The sequence below is a fragment of the Klebsiella sp. P1CD1 genome, assembly GCF_003790505.1.
GTDB lineage: Bacteria > Pseudomonadota > Gammaproteobacteria > Enterobacterales > Enterobacteriaceae > Klebsiella > Klebsiella variicola.
On sequence record NZ_CP033631.1, the window covers coordinates 54,273 to 73,999 of the forward strand.

Annotated in this window: 18 protein-coding genes, 1 pseudogene and 1 other annotated feature; of the genes and pseudogenes, 15 read left to right on the forward strand and 4 right to left on the reverse strand. The window is 57.8% G+C overall.

The features are described from left to right. The first annotated feature begins 25 nt into the window (after window positions 1-25). From gyrB to DTA24_RS00295, 5 genes are all read left to right on the forward strand, one after another. Window positions 26-2,440 carry a DNA topoisomerase (ATP-hydrolyzing) subunit B gene (gene gyrB / locus DTA24_RS00275; RefSeq protein ID WP_123836510.1) on the forward strand — a complete coding sequence of 805 codons (2,415 nt, stop codon included), beginning with the start codon at window positions 26-28 and terminating at the stop codon, window positions 2,438-2,440. Between the two features lie 200 nt (window positions 2,441-2,640). Further along, entirely contained in the window at window positions 2,641-3,453 is an 813-nt protein-coding gene (gene yidA / locus DTA24_RS00280) for a sugar-phosphatase (RefSeq protein WP_008806746.1), read from the forward strand. A gap of 149 nt (window positions 3,454-3,602) precedes the next feature. After that, entirely contained in the window at window positions 3,603-4,685 is a 1,083-nt protein-coding gene (locus DTA24_RS00285; RefSeq protein WP_072121754.1) for a hypothetical protein, read from the forward strand. Then, window positions 4,682-5,815: a BamA/TamA family outer membrane protein gene (locus tag DTA24_RS00290; protein WP_023298386.1), complete on the forward strand. Its 1,134-nt coding sequence runs from the start codon at window positions 4,682-4,684 to the stop codon at window positions 5,813-5,815. Before DTA24_RS00285 ends, DTA24_RS00290 begins: the two co-directional genes overlap by 4 nt. Window positions 5,816-5,892: 77 nt before the next feature. Further along, complete coding sequence (locus tag DTA24_RS00295) at window positions 5,893-7,119, forward strand: DUF3748 domain-containing protein (protein WP_016162020.1); 1,227 nt, start codon at window positions 5,893-5,895, stop codon at window positions 7,117-7,119. Between the two features lies 1 nt (window position 7,120). Here DTA24_RS00295 and DTA24_RS00300 read toward each other — a convergent pair whose 3' ends face one another. Next, entirely contained in the window at window positions 7,121-7,453 is a 333-nt protein-coding gene (locus tag DTA24_RS00300; protein ID WP_004151524.1) for a YceK/YidQ family lipoprotein, read from the reverse strand. Between the two features lie 245 nt (window positions 7,454-7,698). After that, window positions 7,699-7,774: a sequence feature (ROSE (Repression Of Heat Shock gene Expression) occurs in the 5'-region of heat shock genes and acts as an RNA thermometer to modulate expression.), on the forward strand. Here DTA24_RS00300 and ibpA point away from each other — a divergent pair. The 3 genes from ibpA (at window position 7,768) to DTA24_RS00315 (ending at window position 10,533) form a co-directional block, all read left to right on the forward strand. After that, entirely contained in the window at window positions 7,768-8,181 is a 414-nt protein-coding gene (gene ibpA, locus DTA24_RS00305; protein ID WP_004151523.1) for a small heat shock chaperone IbpA, read from the forward strand. Its footprint overlaps the feature before it by 7 nt. 116 nt (window positions 8,182-8,297) lie before the next feature. After that, window positions 8,298-8,726 (forward strand): small heat shock chaperone IbpB, encoded by a 429-nt coding sequence (gene ibpB / locus DTA24_RS00310; protein ID WP_008806750.1) that lies wholly within the window; start codon window positions 8,298-8,300, stop codon window positions 8,724-8,726. A 145-nt stretch (window positions 8,727-8,871) separates the two neighbouring features. After that, the gene (locus DTA24_RS00315) at window positions 8,872-10,533 is read left to right on the forward strand and encodes a putative transporter (RefSeq protein WP_123836511.1); all 1,662 of its coding nucleotides are present in this window, start codon (window positions 8,872-8,874) and stop codon (window positions 10,531-10,533) included. Here the strand turns inward: DTA24_RS00315 and DTA24_RS00320 are convergent. Further along, entirely contained in the window at window positions 10,501-11,247 is a 747-nt protein-coding gene (locus DTA24_RS00320) for a GntR family transcriptional regulator (protein ID WP_008806752.1), read from the reverse strand. The genes DTA24_RS00315 and DTA24_RS00320 overlap by 33 nt on opposite strands. A 298-nt stretch (window positions 11,248-11,545) precedes the next feature. Between DTA24_RS00320 and DTA24_RS00325 the strand changes: the two genes are divergently transcribed. The 5 genes from DTA24_RS00325 to DTA24_RS00345 all read left to right on the forward strand — a co-directional run bounded on the left by DTA24_RS00325 (window position 11,546) and on the right by DTA24_RS00345 (window position 15,784). Further along, window positions 11,546-13,168, forward strand: a complete 1,623-nt coding sequence (locus tag DTA24_RS00325; protein ID WP_123836512.1) for an alpha-glucoside-specific PTS transporter subunit IIBC — start codon at window positions 11,546-11,548, stop codon at window positions 13,166-13,168. Next, window positions 13,165-14,487 (forward strand): 6-phospho-alpha-glucosidase, encoded by a 1,323-nt coding sequence (locus DTA24_RS00330; RefSeq protein ID WP_008806754.1) that lies wholly within the window; start codon window positions 13,165-13,167, stop codon window positions 14,485-14,487. The genes DTA24_RS00325 and DTA24_RS00330 overlap by 4 nt, the downstream gene beginning before the upstream one ends. A gap of 100 nt (window positions 14,488-14,587) precedes the next feature. After that, window positions 14,588-14,935 carry a YidH family protein gene (locus tag DTA24_RS00335; RefSeq protein ID WP_002923305.1) on the forward strand — a complete coding sequence of 116 codons (348 nt, stop codon included), beginning with the start codon at window positions 14,588-14,590 and terminating at the stop codon, window positions 14,933-14,935. Then, complete coding sequence (locus DTA24_RS00340) at window positions 14,925-15,287, forward strand: DUF202 domain-containing protein (RefSeq protein WP_008806755.1); 363 nt, start codon at window positions 14,925-14,927, stop codon at window positions 15,285-15,287. The genes DTA24_RS00335 and DTA24_RS00340 overlap by 11 nt, the downstream gene beginning before the upstream one ends. Window positions 15,288-15,361: 74 nt before the next feature. Beyond that, window positions 15,362-15,784: a hypothetical protein gene (locus DTA24_RS00345; RefSeq protein ID WP_032741475.1), complete on the forward strand. Its 423-nt coding sequence runs from the start codon at window positions 15,362-15,364 to the stop codon at window positions 15,782-15,784. A 3-nt stretch (window positions 15,785-15,787) separates the two neighbouring features. Here DTA24_RS00345 and dsdA read toward each other — a convergent pair whose 3' ends face one another. Then, the gene (gene dsdA, locus DTA24_RS00350; protein WP_012967013.1) at window positions 15,788-17,116 is read right to left on the reverse strand and encodes a D-serine ammonia-lyase; all 1,329 of its coding nucleotides are present in this window, start codon (window positions 17,114-17,116) and stop codon (window positions 15,788-15,790) included. Between the two features lie 17 nt (window positions 17,117-17,133). After that, window positions 17,134-18,471, reverse strand: a complete 1,338-nt coding sequence (gene dsdX / locus DTA24_RS00355; RefSeq protein WP_012967014.1) for a D-serine transporter DsdX — start codon at window positions 18,469-18,471, stop codon at window positions 17,134-17,136. 91 nt (window positions 18,472-18,562) lie between these two features. Here dsdX and DTA24_RS27840 point away from each other — a divergent pair. Both DTA24_RS27840 and dsdC read left to right on the forward strand, forming a co-directional pair. Further along, window positions 18,563-18,682: pseudogene (locus DTA24_RS27840) on the forward strand (hypothetical protein); the annotation flags it as partial. A gap of 13 nt (window positions 18,683-18,695) precedes the next feature. Beyond that, window positions 18,696-19,619, forward strand: coding sequence for a DNA-binding transcriptional regulator DsdC (gene dsdC / locus DTA24_RS00365; RefSeq protein WP_012967015.1), 924 nt, complete (start codon window positions 18,696-18,698; stop codon window positions 19,617-19,619). Window positions 19,620-19,727: the final 108 nt, after the last annotated feature.

Consider the following 19,727-nt stretch of genomic DNA (forward strand, 5'->3'; position numbering starts at 1 on the left):
AAGATTAAATGAGCGAGAAACGTTGATGTCGAATTCTTATGACTCCTCCAGTATCAAAGTCCTGAAAGGGCTGGATGCGGTGCGTAAGCGCCCGGGTATGTATATCGGCGACACGGATGACGGCACCGGTCTGCACCACATGGTATTCGAGGTTGTGGATAACGCTATCGACGAAGCGCTCGCGGGTTACTGCAAAGATATCGTTGTCACCATCCACAGCGATAACTCCGTCTCCGTACAGGATGACGGTCGCGGCATCCCAACCGGCATTCACCCGGAAGAGGGCGTCTCCGCAGCGGAAGTTATCATGACCGTCCTGCACGCCGGCGGTAAATTTGATGATAACTCCTATAAAGTGTCCGGCGGTCTGCACGGCGTAGGCGTCTCGGTGGTTAACGCCCTGTCGCAGAAGCTGGAGCTGGTTATCCAGCGCGATAACAAAGTCCACAAACAGATTTATGTGCACGGTGTACCGCAGGCGCCGCTGGCGGTGACCGGCGAGACCGATAAAACCGGCACCATGGTGCGTTTCTGGCCGAGCCATGAAACCTTCACCAACGTTACTGAATTCGAATATGACATCCTGGCAAAACGTCTGCGCGAGCTGTCGTTCCTGAACTCAGGGGTCTCTATCCGCCTGCGCGATAAGCGCGACGGCAAAGAAGATCATTTCCACTACGAAGGCGGCATCAAGGCGTTCGTTGAGTATCTCAACAAGAACAAAACGCCGATCCATCCGAATATCTTCTATTTCTCCACCGAAAAAGACGGTATCGGCGTGGAAGTGGCGCTGCAGTGGAACGACGGTTTCCAGGAAAACATCTACTGCTTTACCAACAACATTCCACAGCGTGACGGCGGTACTCACCTGGCGGGCTTCCGCGCGGCGATGACCCGTACCCTCAACGCCTACATGGATAAAGAAGGCTACAGCAAAAAAGCGAAAGTCAGCGCCACCGGCGACGACGCGCGTGAAGGTCTGATTGCCGTAGTATCGGTGAAAGTGCCGGATCCGAAATTCTCCTCACAGACCAAAGACAAGCTGGTTTCCTCTGAGGTGAAGTCGGCGGTAGAACAGCAGATGAACGAACTGCTGAGCGAATACCTGCTGGAAAACCCATCCGATGCCAAAATCGTGGTCGGCAAAATTATTGACGCCGCGCGCGCCCGTGAGGCCGCACGTCGCGCCCGTGAAATGACCCGCCGTAAAGGCGCGCTGGATCTGGCAGGCCTGCCGGGCAAACTGGCGGATTGCCAGGAACGCGACCCGGCGCTGTCTGAACTCTACCTCGTGGAAGGGGACTCCGCGGGCGGCTCTGCTAAACAGGGTCGTAACCGTAAGAACCAGGCGATCCTGCCGCTGAAGGGTAAAATCCTCAACGTTGAGAAAGCCCGCTTCGATAAAATGCTCTCTTCCCAGGAAGTGGCGACGCTGATCACCGCCCTTGGCTGCGGCATCGGCCGCGATGAGTACAACCCGGATAAACTGCGCTATCACAGCATCATCATCATGACCGATGCGGACGTCGACGGCTCGCACATTCGTACCCTGCTGTTGACCTTCTTCTACCGTCAGATGCCGGAAATCGTCGAACGCGGCCATGTCTACATTGCCCAGCCGCCGCTGTACAAAGTGAAGAAAGGCAAGCAGGAACAGTACATTAAAGACGACGAAGCGATGGATCAGTATCAGATCGCTATCGCTCTTGACGGTGCGACCCTGCATACCAACGCCAATGCGCCGGCGCTGGCGGGCGAACCGCTGGAAAAACTGGTTGCCGAGTTCAACGCCACCCAGAAAATGATTGGCCGCATGGAGCGCCGCTTCCCGAAAGCGATGCTGAAAGAGCTTATCTATCAGCCGACCCTGACCGAGGCCGATCTGGCTGACGAGCAGAAGGTAACCCGCTGGGTGAACACCCTGGTTTCCGAGCTGAATGAGAAAGAGCAGCACGGCAGCCAGTGGAAATTTGATGTCCGCGAGAACGGTGAATTGCAGCAGTTTGAGCCGATTATCCGCGTCCGTACCCACGGGGTGGATACCGACTATCCGCTGGATAACGAGTTCATCATGGGGCCGGAATATCGCCGTATCTGCACCCTGGGCGAGAAACTGCGCGGCCTGATGGAAGAAGATGCCTACATCGAGCGCGGCGAACGCCGTCAGCCGGTAGCCAGCTTCGAGCAGGCTCTCGACTGGCTGGTGAAGGAGTCCCGTCGCGGTCTCTCCATCCAGCGCTATAAAGGTCTGGGCGAGATGAACCCGGATCAGCTGAGGGAAACCACCATGGATCCGGACAGCCGCCGCATGCTGCGCGTAACCGTTAAGGATGCGATCGCTGCCGACCAGCTGTTCACCACCCTGATGGGCGATGCCGTTGAGCCGCGTCGCGCCTTTATCGAAGAGAACGCCCTGAAAGCGGCGAATATCGATATTTAAGCCGCGTATTTCCCGGTAACGCGTTTTACCGGGGCAACAGGATGTGTAAGCCCGGTCGCATCGCGTGACCGGGCTTTTTTTTGCTGCTAAAAGGGGATTCTTCGCCCCCGCTTCCATCCCCCTTTCTGCCCGACACTTTTACTGTTTTTTGAGCGGAATCGCGTTAGCATGAGGGAAGACTCATCTTACCCGGGGATCCTATGGCTATTAAACTGATTGCAATCGATATGGACGGCACGCTGCTGCTGCCAGACCATACCATCTCTCCTGCGGTGAAAGCCGCCATTGCCGCGGCGCGCGAGCGGGGTGTCAACGTGGTGCTGACCACCGGTCGCCCTTACGCTGGCGTCCACAGCTATCTGAAAGAGCTGCATATGGAGCAGCCGGGTGATTACTGCATTACCTACAATGGCGCGCTGGTGCAGAAGGCCGGTGACGGCAGTACCGTTGCGCAAACCGCGCTAAGCTATGACGACTATCGTTTCCTCGAGCAGCTCTCCCGCGAGGTTGGCTCTCACTTCCACGCGCTCGATCGCAACACGCTCTACACCGCGAACCGCGATATCAGCTACTACACCGTCCACGAATCCTACGTGGCGACCATCCCGCTGGTGTTCTGTGAAGCGGAAAAAATGGACCCTGAGATCCAGCTGCTGAAGGTGATGATGATCGATGAGCCGGCGATCCTGGATAAGGCCATCGCCCGTATCCCGGCGGAAGTGAAAGAGAAGTACACCGTGCTGAAAAGTGCGCCGTACTTCCTCGAAATTCTGGATAAACGCGTCAATAAAGGCACTGGCGTGAAGTCCCTGGCCGATGCGCTGGGTATCAAACCGGAAGAGATTATGGCGATTGGCGATCAGGAAAATGATATCGCGATGATTGAGTTTGCCGGCGTCGGCGTGGCGATGGATAACGCCATTCCCGCGGTCAAAGAAGCGGCGAACTTCATCACCAAATCTAACCTCGAAGATGGCGTCGCCTTCGCCATTGAAAAATACGTTTTAGCGTAAGCGTTCTTCAGGCCCGGCGTTGTCCGGGCCGATCTTCTCTTTTTTCATGAACAGATGTTAATCCGCATTTAAATCCCTTATTCCGTACAGGGGATTCTATAAGCTACCCGCCCTCTTTTTCGCCATGCTTCACTAACATCATAATTTTCATGAATATATACCACCGTTTGATGTTGGTTGCGCTGCCATTCGCCTCTGTACAGATTTGCGTGGCCGCGGAACCAACGGCGCCGCTTGAGCCGGTATACGCCTATCACGGCGCAGAACCGGCGGATCTGTCTGCGCCGGTCAAAACCGAGACCGCAGTAGCGGAACCAACCGCGATATTGCCTTTTTTAGGCGATGAGGCCAGAAAACGCGGCTACGTCCTGCCGCTGCCGTTCGGCGTCAGCATGAACTATATGGATATGCGGCAGAATATTAATGTCGACAGCATTAACTTCACCGGGCTGTCGCTGCATGGCCGTAACATCGATTGCGGTAAGGATCCTGTCTGCAAACACGCCGTGAATAACATTTTCGCTAATGGGCCGGTCTCGCTGGATAACGCCTTCCAGATTGGCGTCGGTAATACGCGGGAAAGCAGCAAAACCGAGACGCTTAAGCTGGATGCCTGGCTGCTGCCATTTATGAACGTTTATGGCCTCGTCGGACACACCGAAGGACATTCGATTTCGCAGATTGCCGTCGGCCTGAAGGGGCCGAATGGTAAAGTGGTCCCCCTGCCGGGGATGCAGGATCTCGACTTTCGCCTCGATTTTAAAGGCACCACCTACGGGATGGGCACCACCCTGGTGGGCGGCGTCGGCAACTGGTTTACCGTGCTGGACGCCAACTACACGCAAACGCGCTTTGATATCCTCGACGGCAGTATCGACGCGTTTACCTTTTCGCCACGCGTAGGCTATCGTTTCACTACGCCATCGGTCGATACGCTGCATCTCCCCGCCGGAAAGCTGAACCTGTGGGTCGGCAGCATGTATCAGGACGTACAGCAGGAGTTTAAGGGCAGTCTCAACGATCTCTCAATGCCGTCGCCGATGCTGCAAAATATGGTCAATCTGGCCAATCAGGACAATAACGGCCGCTTCGATGTGAAACAGCATTTACAGTCGCCGTGGAACGTACTGGTGGGCGCGCAGTACGAGCTGACGCAGCATTTCAATATTACTACCGAGTTTGGCTTTGCCGAACGTAACAGTTTTTTTATCGCCGGTGAGTATCGCTTTTGAGCCGACTGTTTATCCTTTTTCTGCTGCTGTTAACCTACCCGATCTGCAGCCAGGCCGAGACGCTCAGCCGCGAGAAAATCGACGGCTGGCTGCAGCATCTCGGCGCCAGCGATAAGTTCGACGCCAGCAAAGGCATCGACTGGGGCGTGATGCCCGGTCCGTTCTATACGCCGGAGCTGGGGCTGGGCATCGGCACCGCGGTCGTCGGCATGTATCGCCCCGATCCGCAGGATACCACCAGCCAGAATTCCACCCTGACGCTCAGCGGCTACGCCAGCTCCACCGGCGCGTTTGGCCTCAGCGTGAAAAACTACGCCTTTTTCGACAACGATCTGTGGCGCGTATTTGTTGAAGGGTCGATGGCCAATACCCCGACTTACTACTGGGGGCAGGGTTTTCACGCCGGAGATAAAGACAACGAGAAGGAAAAATATACCGCCCAGGTGCTGACCCTGCGCCCGACAATCTACCGGCAACTGATCGACAATGTTTATCTGGGCACGGGGTGGTCGCTGGCGGCGCAGAATGCCGATGAGATGGACCACGACGATTTACCGAAAATAGAAAGTACCCCACAGGGACCGTCGGTATTCAGCTCTGGCGCCAGCATCGATATCAACTGGGACGATCGCGACTTTGTCCCCAACCCGCGCCGGGGCCAGTATGCCAACTTCCGCTACACCCATTACGCCCCCGGGTTAGGCAGCGATACCCGTTTTGATGAATTTCAGCTGCACTATAGCCATTATCATGCCCTGAGCGAGAAAAGCGTGCTCGCCTGGGAGGCCGATGGCGCCTTCACCCAAGGGGATGTACCGTGGAGCATGATGCCTCTGCTGGGCAGCGATGAGCGGATGCGCGGCTACTATCAGGGGCGCTACCGGGATAAAAACGTCGTTAGCAGCCAACTGGAATACCGTCGGCAGCTCACCTGGCGGCACGGGATTGTGGCCTGGGTCGGGGCGGGAACCATGGGGCCGTCGCTGTCATCGCTGAACAATGGCCGCTGGCTGCCTACCGGCGGCGTTGGCTATCGTTTCGAGTTCAAGCCGCGGGTCAATATCCGTCTTGATTACGGCATCGGCAAAGGCAGCAGCGGGTTCTATTTCCAGGTTGGAGAAGCGTTTTAAGCACATTGTCGGGCATTCAACCCCGCGCGGATTGCGGTATGCTAACGCCACTCTTATATCGTCCCGGTCAGCACGCCATGAAACAAGTTACCTTTGCCCCTCGCAACCACCAGCTCACTAACACCCGCACCTGGACCCCCGACAGCCAGTGGCTGGTGTTCGACGTTCGCCCGTCCGGCGCGTCGTTCACCGGTGAAACCATTGAGCGAGTGAACGTAAACAGCGGTACTGTGGAGACCGTCTATCATGCCACGCAAGGCGCGCGCGTTGGCGTGGTGACCGTGCATCCAACCCAGGAGCGCTATGTGTTTATTCATGGCCCCGAGCAGCCGGATGCGCAGTGGCAGTATGATTTTCATCATCGCCGCGGGGTGGTGGCCTTTCAGGGGGCCGTCGAGAATCTGGACGCCATGGACATTACCGCCCCTTACACGCCCGGCGCGCTGCGCGGCGGCAGCCACGTCCATGTCTATAGCCCCAACGGTCAGTTCGTCAGCTTTACCTATAACGACCACGTGCTGCACGAGCGCGACCCGGCGCTGGACTTGCGCAACGTCGGCGTGGCGGCGCCATATGGGCCGGTGACGCCGCAGGGAAAGCATCCGCGCGAATATAGCGGCAGCCACTGGTGCGTGCTGGTAAGCCGCACGACACCGACTCCCGTGCCAGGCAGCGATGAGATTAATCGCGCCTATGAAGAGGGCTGGGTCGGGAACCATGCGCTGGCGTTTATTGGCGATACCCTGGCGGAAAATGGCGATAAAGTGCCTGAGCTGTTTATTGTCGATCTGCCGCAGGATGAAGCCGGCTGGAAGCAGCCTGGCGGGGCGCCGCTGGCCGGTACCGCAACCACAATGCCGGCGCCGCCGGCGGGCGTCAGTCAGCGTCGTTTGACCTTCACCCACCATCGCCGCTACCCGGGACTGGTGAACGTCCCGCGCCACTGGGTGCGCGCCAATCCCCAGGCGACGGCGATAGCCTTTCTGATGTGCGATGACGCCGGCGTGGTGCAGCTGTGGCTTATTTCACCGCAGGGGGGCGAGCCGCGTCAGTTGACGTATCATGCGTCGGGTATCCAGTCGGCGTTTAACTGGCATCCATCAGGAGAGTGGCTGGGCTTTGTGCTGGAGGATCGGATTGCCTGCTGCCATGCCGGCACAGGCGATATCACCTTTTTAACCAAGGTGCATGCGCATGCGCCCTCGGCTGATGCGATCGTCTTTTCGCCAGACGGTAAACAGATTGCCTGGATGGAGGAGGTGGACGGTTATCGCCAGCTGTGGGTCACACAGACCGGACGATAACTTACTGGGCAGGCATCGGCGCTGGCGGTATCACCGAGTTGGTCGCCAGCGTGGCCTTCTCGCTTTTTTCGACCCGTGATTTGATTGAGCTGTCGGTGCGGAACATATCCCACGGCAGCAGCAGGGTATCCATGACGGCGGTGAACGGCATGTCCAGCGCCACCAGTGATTTCACACCCCAGTTGGTATCGCTGTCTCCCAGCGTTTGCGCACTGGATCGCGTGCCCGGATAGGTTCCCTCTTTGCCACCGGTATGTGACATTACGCTGGAGCAACCGCTCAGGCTTATTATCCCGCTGAACAGGACCAGCTTTAACAGTCGTCTGCTTTTCATTGTTCTTCCATCGTCGTTTCGGGCGTTGAGATAACCTTCCAGCGGTTATATCGGGCCAACCCGTGAATGCATAGCGTTATTGCGCCGCACTGTGGCGGGCATCGCACTTTGCTTTTTGTGCTCCTCCCCCCAGTCTAAGCAATCATCGGCAAACTGCAAAAAAATTCGCCCTCAATCCCTTGAAAAGCACGGGGAGAAACCCATTTTATAGGTGTAACCCACTGAGAATACGCCTGAGGGGTATTCCGGATTACCGCGGCCTGTCCACGATGGAAGGTCATTTGATTCTCGCTGATTTTCAGGAGCTATTTACTATGCGTAACTTCGATCTTTCCCCGCTATATCGTTCAGCCATTGGTTTCGACCGCCTGTTCAACCTGCTGGAAAACAATCAAAGCCAGAGCAACGGCGGCTACCCTCCGTATAACGTCGAGCTGGTAGACGAAAACCACTATCGCATCGCTATCGCGGTGGCTGGCTTTGCTGAAAGCGAGCTGGAGATCACGGCCCAGGACAATCTGCTGATCGTCAAAGGCGCCCACGCCGCCGAGCAGAAAGAGCGGACCTACCTGTATCAGGGGATCGCCGAGCGCAACTTCGAGCGCAAATTCCAGCTGGCGGAAAATATTCACGTCCGCGGCGCCAACCTGGTGAACGGCCTGCTGTATATCGATCTGGAACGCGTGATCCCGGAAGCGAACAAGCCGCGCCGCATCGAAATCAACTAATTGTCCGTTTCAGGCCGCGTGGCGGCCTGATGTCACAACCTGCTCGCCGTCAGGGAGCAGATGCGAATTTACAAAATTCGCAGGTATTCACTCGCTTCTTAGAAGGAGAAAACACTATGCGTAACTACGATTTATCCCCCCTGCTGCGTCAATGGATCGGTTTTGACAAACTGGCCAACGCCCTGCAAACCGCCGGTGAAAGCCAGAGCTTCCCGCCCTATAACATCGAAAAAAGCGACGATAACCACTATCGCATTACCCTTGCGCTGGCCGGTTTCCGTCAGGAAGATCTGGATATTCAACTGGAAGGCACCCGTCTGGTGGTGAAAGGCACGCCGCAGCAGCCGGAAAAAGAGACCACATGGCTGCACCAGGGGCTGGTGAGCCAGGCCTTCAGCCTGAGCTTCACCCTCGCCGACAACATGGAGGTCTCTGGCGCGACCTTCACCAATGGCCTGCTGCATATCGATCTGACCCGCAATGAGCCTGAGCAGATTGCCCCGCAGCGTATCGCCATCAGCGAACGACCGGCGCTAAATAGCTAATAAAGTAACCTACTGATAAGGCCCCGTTTTTCGGGGCTTTTTTGTGCCGGTCTGTTTGCTGGTATTGTGCGCCAGGCGGCATACAACCCACCTGGCAGCGGTCATAATCCCTGTAGTTAATGGTGTTATTCACAGGGACGATACCATGAGTGAGATAGCATTGACGGTTAGCGTGCTGGCGCTGGTGGCGGTAGTGGGGTTGTGGATCGGCAATGTCAAAATCCGCGGCGTCGGCTTTGGCATTGGCGGTGTCCTGTTTGGCGGGATTATTGTCGGCCACTTTGTCGATCAGGCGGGTGTCGCCCTCAGCAGCCCGATGCTGCATTTTATTCAGGAATTCGGCTTGATCCTGTTCGTCTACACCATCGGTATTCAGGTGGGGCCGGGCTTTTTCGCCTCGCTGCGGGTCTCAGGCCTGCGGCTCAATCTGGTCGCTATCCTTATTGTTATCCTCGGCGGCCTGGTGACCGCGGTGCTGCATAAACTGTTCGATATTCCTCTCCCGGTGGTGCTCGGTATCTTCTCCGGTGCGGTGACCAACACGCCAGCGCTGGGGGCCGGGCAGCAAATTCTCCGCGATCTCGGCGTACCGTTCGAGGTGGTCGATCAGATGGGGATGAGTTACGCGATGGCGTATCCGTTCGGCATCTGCGGCATTCTGCTGACCATGTGGCTGGTGCGCCTGTTCTTCCGAATCAATGTGGAGAAAGAGGCCCAGCGGTTTGAGGAGAGCAGCGGCAACGGCCACGCTCATTTGCACACCATTAACGTGCGGGTGGAGAACCCCAACCTCAACCAGATGGCGATTCAGGATGTGCCGATGCTCAATAGCGACAACATCGTCTGTTCTCGGCTGAAGCGCGGTGAGCTGTTGATGGTACCTGCTCCGGGCACCCTTATTCAGGCGGGCGACCTGTTGCACCTGGTGGGGCGACCGGAGGATCTGCACAATGCGCAGCTGGTGATTGGCCAGGAGGTGGCCACCTCGCTGTCGACGCGCGGCACCGATCTGAAAGTCGAGCGGGTGGTGGTCACTAACGAAAAAGTGCTGGGGAAGAAAATACGCGATCTGCACGTCAAACAGCGCTATGACGTGGTGATCTCCCGGCTGAATCGCGCTGGCGTCGAGCTGGTGGCCAGCAGCAGCGCCAGCCTGCAGTTTGGTGACATCCTCAACCTGGTCGGTCGTCAGGAGGCGATTGACGCCGTGGCCGCCGAACTGGGTAACGCTCAGCAGAAGCTGCAGCAGGTCCAGATGCTGCCGGTGTTTATCGGCATCGGACTCGGGGTACTACTGGGGTCTATCCCGTTGTTTATTCCCGGCTTTCCTGCCGCACTGAAGCTGGGGCTGGCCGGTGGGCCGCTGATTATGGCGCTGATCCTCGGGCGTATCGGCAGCATCGGCAAGCTGTACTGGTTTATGCCGCCGAGCGCCAACCTGGCGCTGCGCGAGCTGGGGATCGTGCTGTTTCTGGCGGTGGTCGGGCTAAAATCGGGGGGCGACTTTGTCGCCACTCTGACCCAGGGCGAGGGCCTGAGCTGGATCGCCTACGGCATTTTCATCACCGCCATTCCGCTGCTAACGGTAGGCATTCTCGCGCGCATGCTGGCAAAAATGAACTATCTGACGCTGTGCGGCATGCTGGCCGGCTCCATGACCGACCCACCGGCGCTGGCCTTCGCCAACAATCTGCACGCCACCAGCGGCGCGGCGGCGCTCTCTTACGCCACCGTCTATCCGCTGGTGATGTTCCTGCGGATTATCACCCCGCAGCTACTCGCCGTGCTGTTCTGGGGGCTGAGCTAGCGGGCTTTGCGCCTGGACGCGGCGCAGGTGGTAATCCACCTGATACTCGCTGGCGTTGCGGAACATGACGGAATAGTTAAGAAACTCGCCGCTGTCGCTGTAGGAAAGGGAGGTAATACGCAGCAGCGGCGTCTGCTCAGGGACATTCATTGAGCGCGCCAGCTGCTTGTCCGCCAGCACTGGCGTCAGCGTTTCATAATTCCCGCTGATGATGATCCCGCACTCCTTCTCAATATAATCAAATTTCGAACCCTCCAGATGGCTCAGCGACAGGTTGCGGAACAGCTTCACTGGCATATAGCTATCCTCCAGCATCAGCGGCTTGCCATCGACGTAGCGCACCCGCCGTGAGAAGTAGATCCGTTCATCAATTTTAATCCGCAGCAGGCTGGCGATGGCCGGCGGAGCAGGCATCACCTCGAAGGCCAGCACCTGACTCACCACCTCTTTACCCTGCTTGCGCAGCACTTCCGCCAGGCCAGTGAGATTGCTGGTTTCATGATGGACGTCCTTACGCGCCACGAACGTCCCCGAGCCGTGGCGACGCACAACCAATCCCCAGTCCACCAGCAGGTCGATGGCTTTGCGGATAGTCATGCGCGCCACCCCGAACTCCTCGGCCAGTTTTTTCTCTCCCGGTAGCGGGCTACCGATGGCGAAGTCGGCGGAATTCAGCCGCAGCCGCAGGCGGTCAGCAATGGATTTGTAGATCACCAGTAGTCCTCTTGTGCAGGAAAGTGGAATGTCGCTGTCTTCTCTTTTCGTTAAAAAAATAGATTTATTACAAGTAATTAATACTCATTCATTTCGTTAATTCCACTGTTTGACTTATCGATGTCTAACTTTGGTTATTGAAGTAGACAACTTTGGCCAAATTAAAACCATGAATGGGATCACGAATCGCAACGGCGCGACATGTTGTCGGACGGGCAAATTTCTATTCTCGAGTCAGGCCGGTAATCAAGAAAAAGAAGGCCACTCACCCTACGAGTTGTTACATGAGGATTTTCAAATGCTCAGTCAAATACAACGCTTTGGCGGCGCCATGTTTACTCCGGTTTTGTTGTTTCCTTTTGCCGGAATCGTGGTCGGTATCGCCATCATGCTGCGCAACCCGATGTTCGTCGGCGAAGCGCTGACCGCACCCGACAGCCTGTTTGCCCAGATCGTTCACATCATTGAAGAGGGCGGCTGGACCGTCTTTCGTAATATGCCGCTGATTTTCGCCGTCGGTCTGCCGATCGGCCTGGCGAAACAGGCCCAGGGCCGGGCCTGTCTGGCGGTGCTGGTGAGTTTTCTCACCTGGAACTACTTTATTAACGCCATGGGGATGACCTGGGGCCACTTCTTCGGCGTCGACTTTTCCGTTGAACCCACGGCAGGCAGCGGCCTGACGATGATTGCCGGGATCAAAACCCTCGACACCAGCATTATCGGCGCCATCGTCATCTCCGGTCTGGTGACGGCCCTGCACAATCGCTATTTCGATAAACCCCTGCCGGTGTTCCTCGGCATCTTTCAGGGATCATCGTTTGTGGTCATTGTCGCTTTCCTCGCGATGATCCCCTGTGCCTGGTTGACCCTGCTCGGCTGGCCAAAGGTTCAGCTGGGCATTGAATCGCTGCAGGCCTTCCTGCGCTCAGCCGGGGCGCTTGGGGTGTGGGTCTACATCTTCCTTGAGCGCATTCTGATCCCCACCGGCCTGCACCACTTCGTCTATGGCCCGTTCATCTTTGGCCCGGCGGTGGTGGAGGGCGGTCTGCAGGTCTACTGGGCGGAGCATCTGCAGGCGTTCAGTCAGAGTACGGAACCGCTGAAGACGTTGTTCCCGGAGGGCGGCTTTGCTCTGCACGGTAACTCGAAAGTGTTTGGTTCGGTGGGGATTGCGCTGGCGCTCTACTTCACTGCCGCGCCGGAAAATCGCGTCAAGGTCGCCGGCCTGCTGATCCCCGCCACCCTGACCGCGATGCTGGTCGGGATCACCGAACCGCTGGAGTTCACCTTCCTGTTCATCTCGCCGCTGCTGTTCGCCGTTCACGCGGTGCTGGCGGCGACCATGGCGACGGTGATGTACATCTGCGGCGTGGTAGGCAATTTCGGCGGCGGTCTGCTCGACCAGTTCTTGCCGCAAAACTGGATCCCGATGTTCCATCACCACGCCTCGATGATGTTCATTCAGATAGGCATCGGCCTCTGTTTCACCGCCCTCTACTTCGTGGTCTTCCGCACCCTGATCCTGCGTCTGAACCTGAAGACGCCTGGCCGGGAAGAGAGCGAAATCAAGCTCTACAGCAAGGCCGATTACCAGGCGGCACGAGGTAAAACCACGGCCGCCGCCGCGCCAGAGACCCGGCTGGGTCAGGCCGCTGGCTTCCTGCAGGCCCTCGGCAGCGCCGACAACATTGAAAGCATCAACAACTGCGCCACCCGACTGCGCATCGCGCTGGTCGATATGGCGAAAACGCAAAGTGACGACGTCTTTAAAGCGCTGGGCGCCCACGGGGTAGTACGCCGCGGCAACGGGATTCAGGTCATCGTCGGCCTGCACGTTCCCCAGGTGCGCGACCAGCTGGAAAACCTGATGAAAGATTCTCTTTCGACCGAACATACCACCATGACGGAGGCAGTATCATGAAAAAATTCTCAGTTGTTATCGCAGGCGGCGGCAGCACCTTCACCCCGGGCATTGTTCTGATGCTGCTGGCAAACCAGGATCGTTTTCCGTTGCGGTCGCTGAAATTTTACGACAACGACGGCGCGCGTCAGGAGACCATCGCCGAGGCGTGCAAAGTGATCCTCAAAGAGCAGGCGCCGGAGATTGAATTCAGCTATACCACCGATCCGCAGGCGGCGTTTACCGATGTTGATTTCGTCATGGCACATATCCGCGTCGGTAAATATCCGATGCGTGAACAGGATGAGAAAATCCCGCTGCGCCACGGCGTGCTGGGCCAGGAGACCTGCGGTCCGGGGGGGATCGCCTACGGTATGCGCTCTATCGGCGGCGTGCTGGAGCTGGTGGATTATATGGAAAAATATTCGCCGAACGCCTGGATGCTTAACTACTCCAACCCGGCGGCGATTGTGGCGGAAGCCACCCGACGTCTGCGGCCGAACGCCAAAATCCTCAATATCTGCGATATGCCGATCGGCATTGAAGGGCGGATGGCACAGATTGTCGGCCTCAAAGATCGCAAACAGATGCGCGTGCGCTACTACGGCCTCAATCACTTCGGCTGGTGGACATCGATTGAGGACCTCGACGGCAACGATTTGATGCCGAAACTGCGTGAATATGTGGCGAAATATGGCTATGTGCCGCCCTCTAACGATCCGCACACCGAGGCCAGCTGGAACGATACCTTTGCTAAAGCGAAAGACGTGCAGGCGCTGGATCCGCAGACCATGCCGAACACCTACCTGAAATATTACCTGTTCCCGGACTACGTGGTGGCTCACTCCAACCCGGAGCGTACTCGCGCCAATGAGGTGATGGATCATCGGGAGAAAAACGTCTTCAGCGCCTGCCGGGCGATTATTGCCGCCGGGAAATCCACCGCTGGCGATCTGGAGATTGACGAGCATGCGTCGTATATCGTCGATCTGGCGACGGCCATCGCCTTTAATACGCAGGAAAGGATGCTGCTGATTGTGCCAAACAACGGCGCGATCCATAACTTTGACGCTGACGCGATGGTGGAGATCCCTTGTCTGGTGGGTCACAACGGACCGGAACCGCTGACGGTTGGCGACATCCCGCACTTCCAGAAAGGGATGATGAGCCAGCAGGTAGCAGTGGAAAAACTGGTGGTCGATGCCTGGGAGCAGCGCTCTTACCACAAGCTGTGGCAGGCGATTACCCTGTCGAAAACCGTACCGAGCGCCTCGGTGGCGAAAGCGATCCTCGACGACCTGATTGCGGCCAACAAAGATTACTGGCCTGAGCTGCATTAATCCCCGCTGTTTGACCGGCGCCCGCGGGGCGCCGGTTCTTCTCCCCGGTTCCTGATTTACGCTATGCTGAAGCCTGCAGCGCGATGAACAAGGAACTGTAATGAAAATCTCCCGCCTCGGCGAAGCGCCGGATTACCGCTTTTCGCTGGCTAACGAACGCACCTTTCTGGCGTGGATCCGCACGGCGCTCGGTTTTCTCGCCGCCGGCGTCGGCCTTGACCAGTTAGCGCCGGACTTTGCCACGCCGCTGATCCGTGAAATTCTTGCCCTGCTGCTGTGTCTCTTTGCCGGCGGCATGGCCATCTATGGCTATCTGCGCTGGCTGAATAACGAGAAAGCGATGCGTCTGAAACAGGACCTTCCCTATACCCGCACGCTGCTGGTGATTAGCATCCTGCTGTTGGCGGTGGTGGCCGCGGTGATGCTGCTGGTGGTGTATGGCGGATAAACGCCGGGCGCGGCGGGAAGGCGATCCGGGACTACAGCCAGAGCGCACCTCGCTGGCCTGGTTTCGCACTCTGTTGGGCTATGGCGCGCTGATGGCGCTGGCGATTAAACACAGCTGGCACCGCGCCGGCCTGCCGTTCTGGCTGTCGATCGGCGTGTTGGCGATAGTGGCGGTGATCCTCTGGGGCTATACCCGCCGTCGTCATCTGATGGACGTCGACGATAGCGATTTTTTACAGCCGCGGGCGGTTCGTGACAAATTTTTGATCGCACTCGCAGTACTTTCTCTGGCATTCCTGTTTGCTGTTACTCACCTTCAACCGATCGTTTTATTCATTAGGGATATGTCATGACAGGATGTCCGGCGAATTTGCCTCTCACTCATGCCCCCGGCCAGCAACATGACACACCCTTTCAGGCTGTCGTGGTGGAGGCGCATCATTGCCATCAGCCGCAGGCGTTCTATGCACAACTGCGTCAACAGGGGCTCACCGCTATCCATTTTATTCCGCAGCTGGCGGCCGGCGACGCCGCGCTCTGGGGGGAGTTTCTCTGTGCTGTCTTTCACCGCTGGGTGCGGGAAGATATTGGGCGCATCCATATTTTGCTGTTTAGTGAGACGCTGAGCGCCTGGTGCGGCGAGACGCTGACCCAGCCAGGCGCGCCAGCGGCCAACAGTACCTGCTACGGCTGCCCGTGGTTGCGCCTGTGCCGCTGCGGCGAACAGGAAGACCCGCTGTGCGCGGGTTACCGGCAGTTCTACGATCTTAGCGGGCCCTATATGCGAGTGATGCGGGACCTGCGCCGACAGCAGCGGCCGCCAGAGGCGCTGATGCCGCTGCTGCGCTGAAGATTAGCGCCCCTTCGCCAGATATTGCGCCATCTCCTCTTCCGGCACCATGCCGCCGCCGGTGGCCCACACCAGGTGGGTGGCCTGCTGCAGCTGTTGTTCACTCAGACCTTGTAGCTGATGGTACGCCTGGCTGGCGCAGACCCGCTGCGGCCCGGCCATTCCGGCCAGCGCGGACGGTTCAAGGCGAATGTTTTCCGCTGTCGCCAGCCAGCCCAGCATGTCGTACATCGTCTGATCATCAAGGGTATAGAACCCGTCGAGCAGGCGCTCCATTGCCCGGCCAACGAACCCGGACGCCCGGCCGACCGCCAGACCGTCGGCGGCGGTCAGGTTATCAATGCCTAAATCCTGCACCGCTATCTGGTCGTGGAGCCCGGTATAGACGCCGAGCAGCATGCAGGGCGAGTGGGTCGGTTCGGCGAACAGGCAGTGAACGTGGTCGCCGAAGGCCAGCTTCAGGCCGAATGCCACGCCGCCGGGGCCGCCGCCAACGCCGCACGGCAGGTAGACGAACAGCGGGTGATCGGCATCGACCACGCGCCCTGCTTTGGCAAACTGCGCCTTCAGGCGCTCGCCGGCTACGGCATAGCCGAGGAACAGCGTGCGCGAGTTTTCATCATCAATGAAAAAGCAGTTCGGGTCGGATTCCGCTGCCTTGCGCCCCTGTTCGACGGCGACGCCGTAGTCCTCTTCGTACTCAATGACCGTCACGCCGTGGCTGCGCAGTTTGGCTTTTTTCCACGCCCGGGCATCCGCCGACATATGTACCGTAACCTTAAAGCCGATGCGCGCGCTCATGATGCCGATCGACATCCCGAGGTTGCCGGTGGAGCCGACAGCGATGCTGTACTGGCTGAAGAACTGTTTAAATTCCGGTGTCAGCAATTTGCGATAATCATCTGCGGTGGTGAGCAGTCCGGCCTCCAGCGCCAGCTTTTCCGCATGGGTCAGCACTTCATAAATCCCGCCACGCGCCTTAATGGAACCCGAAATCGGCAGGTGGCTGTCTTTTTTCAGCAGCAGATCGCCGCTAATCGGCTGGCCGAACTTTTGCTCAAGGCTGCGTTTCATTGCCGGAATGGCAACCACTTCCGATTCGATAATCCCGCCGCTGGCGGCCGTTTCCGGGAAAGCTTCCGCCAGATAGGGCGCGAAGCGCTGAAGGCGGGCATGGGCGTCTTGCACATCGTCGGCGGTCAGACCGACGTAAGGTAACCCTTGCGCCAGGGTGGTGGTGGCCGGGTTAAACCAGGTGGTTTCTTTCAGGGCGATCAGATCCTGCACAAGCGGGAAGGTCGCGGTTAAGGTGGTCAGGTCAGCGTGTTTCATCATACGTCTCTTTGCGCTCAGATAATGAAAGAAAGCAGGAAGGTGGCGGCCAGTGCAAGTAGTGACGCGATAAATGTCGCTGTCGTGTAGTACTTGAACGTTTCGCTGAGGCTGGCGCCGCAGTACTGTTTTACCAGCCAGAACAGGGAATCGGTGACGATCGTGCAGCCAATGGCGCCGGAACCGATGGCAATGGCGATGATCTCCGGGCTTACGCCAGGATAAAGCGGCAGCATCGGCGCAACGATGGCGGTAGCGCCCATCATCGCCACGGTAGCGGAGCCGACGGCGGCGTGCAGGATAAGCGCCACCAGCCAGGCCAGCAGAATCGGATGCATATGCAGATTCGAGAGGATCACCGCCAGGCTATCGGCCAGGCCGCTGGATTTCAAAATCGCGTTGAACGCGCCGCCAGCGCCAATAATCAGCAGGATGTTGGCGATCGATCCGAAGCCGTTTTCAGTATGAGTCAGCAGGACGCCCATCCCCATCTGCCGACGAATGCCGAGAATGTAATAGGCGACAAAAACGGCAATAAACATCGCGGTGATGGGGTTGCCGATAAATTCCAGCACTGTATACAGCGTGCCGCCTTGCGCCATATTCAGTTCAGCGACGGTTTTCACCAGCATCAGCCCAATCGGTAACAACACGGTAAATAGCGTAGCGCCGAGCGAGGGCAGCGTCGATTCTTCGCGAACGTCGAGGTTGGAAAACTCGGCTGGCACCGATTTAAACGGCAGGCGGTTGCCGAGCAGCCTGAGGAACAGCGGGCCGCCGACCAGCGAGGCGATCAGACCGACCAGCAGGCCATAGACGATAACCGTCCCGATATCGGCGCCCAGTTTATTCGCCACGAACAGCGCAGCCGGATGCGGCGGCACCACACAATGCACCGCCATCAGGGCCGTACACAGCGGAATAGCCAGCTTCAGCAGCGAGGTATTGGTTTTTTTAGCGATGGAGAACGCCAGCGGGATCAGCAGCACCACGCCGACTTCGACAAACAGGGTAATACCGCAGATCAGGCCGACCAGCACCATAATCACGTCCGCCGACAGCCAGCGGCAGCGCTGCAGCGTCAGGCCGATGCGCTCCGCCGCGCCGGAGACTTCCATCATCTTGCCGAGGATGGTACCGAGACCGATCACCGCCGCCAGGAAGCCCAGCGTGCCGCCGATCCCACTCTCAATGGCGTTGACCATCTCCAGCGGGCCCATCCCCATCATCGCCCCGACGAAAAAGCTCGCCAGCAGCAGCGCCAGAAACGGATGAAACTTCAGTTTGACGATCGTTAAGACGATTAACACGATGCTAATCAGCAGCGTGCTCACAACCCAGATTTGCGATTCCATACCCCACCTCGCCGTAAGTAACGTGTGGTTATTGAACAGAAACTCGGCATGGGCTGACAAACGATATAAATGGCCTTTCAGGTGAGTCAAATTGAATCAAAAAGGTGATTTAGCTCTAAAATCGACCTATGAATATGCTATGGGTCAAATTAATTCATCCTTGAGCGGAAGTTCTGGCGTTATTTTTTTATCATCCAGATCCCCTTTTTTGCCAGGAGCGCATAATGGATGTACTCAAAACCTTAGGTACCCGGTTGCTCAACGGCTGGCAACTCTCCAGGCTGTCGACGTTTGAGGTGGCGGCGCGGCACGAGTCGTTCGCCCTGGCCGCAGACGAGCTTGCGCTCACCCCAAGCGCCGTCAGTCACCGGATTAATCAGCTGGAAGAGGAGCTGGGGATCCAGCTCTTTGTCCGCTCGCACCGCAAAGTGGAGCTGACGCGAGAAGGGAAGCGCGTTTACTGGGCGCTGAAGTCGTCGCTGGATGGCCTCAATCAGGAGATTCTGGACATCAAAAACCAGGAGCTCTCTGGCAGCCTGACGGTCTATTCGCGCCCGTCGATAGCCCAATGCTGGCTGGTGCCGGCGCTGGGGGATTTCACTCACCGCTACCCGGCCATCTCGCTGACTGTGCTGACCGGCAACGATAACGTCAACCTGCAGCGGGCGGGTATCGATCTGGCAATCTATTTTGATGATGCGCCGTCGTCGCAGCTGAGCCATCATTTTCTGATGGATGAGGCGATCGTGCCGGTATGTACGCCGAATTACGCCCGCCAGCTGCAGTTAACGTCAAATCCTGCCAGTCTGCGCCACTGTACGCTGCTCCACGATCGCCAGGCATGGAGCAACGACTCGGGGACCGATGAGTGGTATAGCTGGGCGCAGAAATTTGCGGTGGAACTGCCGCCATCGTCGGGCATCGGCTTCGATCGATCCGATTTAGCGGTTATTGCGGCGATGAACCATGTAGGGGTGGCGATGGGACGTAAACGGCTGGTGCAGAAGCGGCTGGAGAGCGGCGAGCTGATTGCGCCTTTTGGCGACATGACGCTGAAATGCCATCAGCATTATTACGTGACGACCCTGCCGGGCCGTCAGTGGCCGAAAATCGACGCCTTTATCGAGTGGCTGCATAGCCTGACCTGAAAATGAGCCGGGCTACCCCTCTGTGTTGTTGGCCAGGCCGGGTAAGGCGTGAGCCGCCACCCGGCAAAATGACGGCGCTGCGCTTACGCGGGCCTACAGACGACCCGT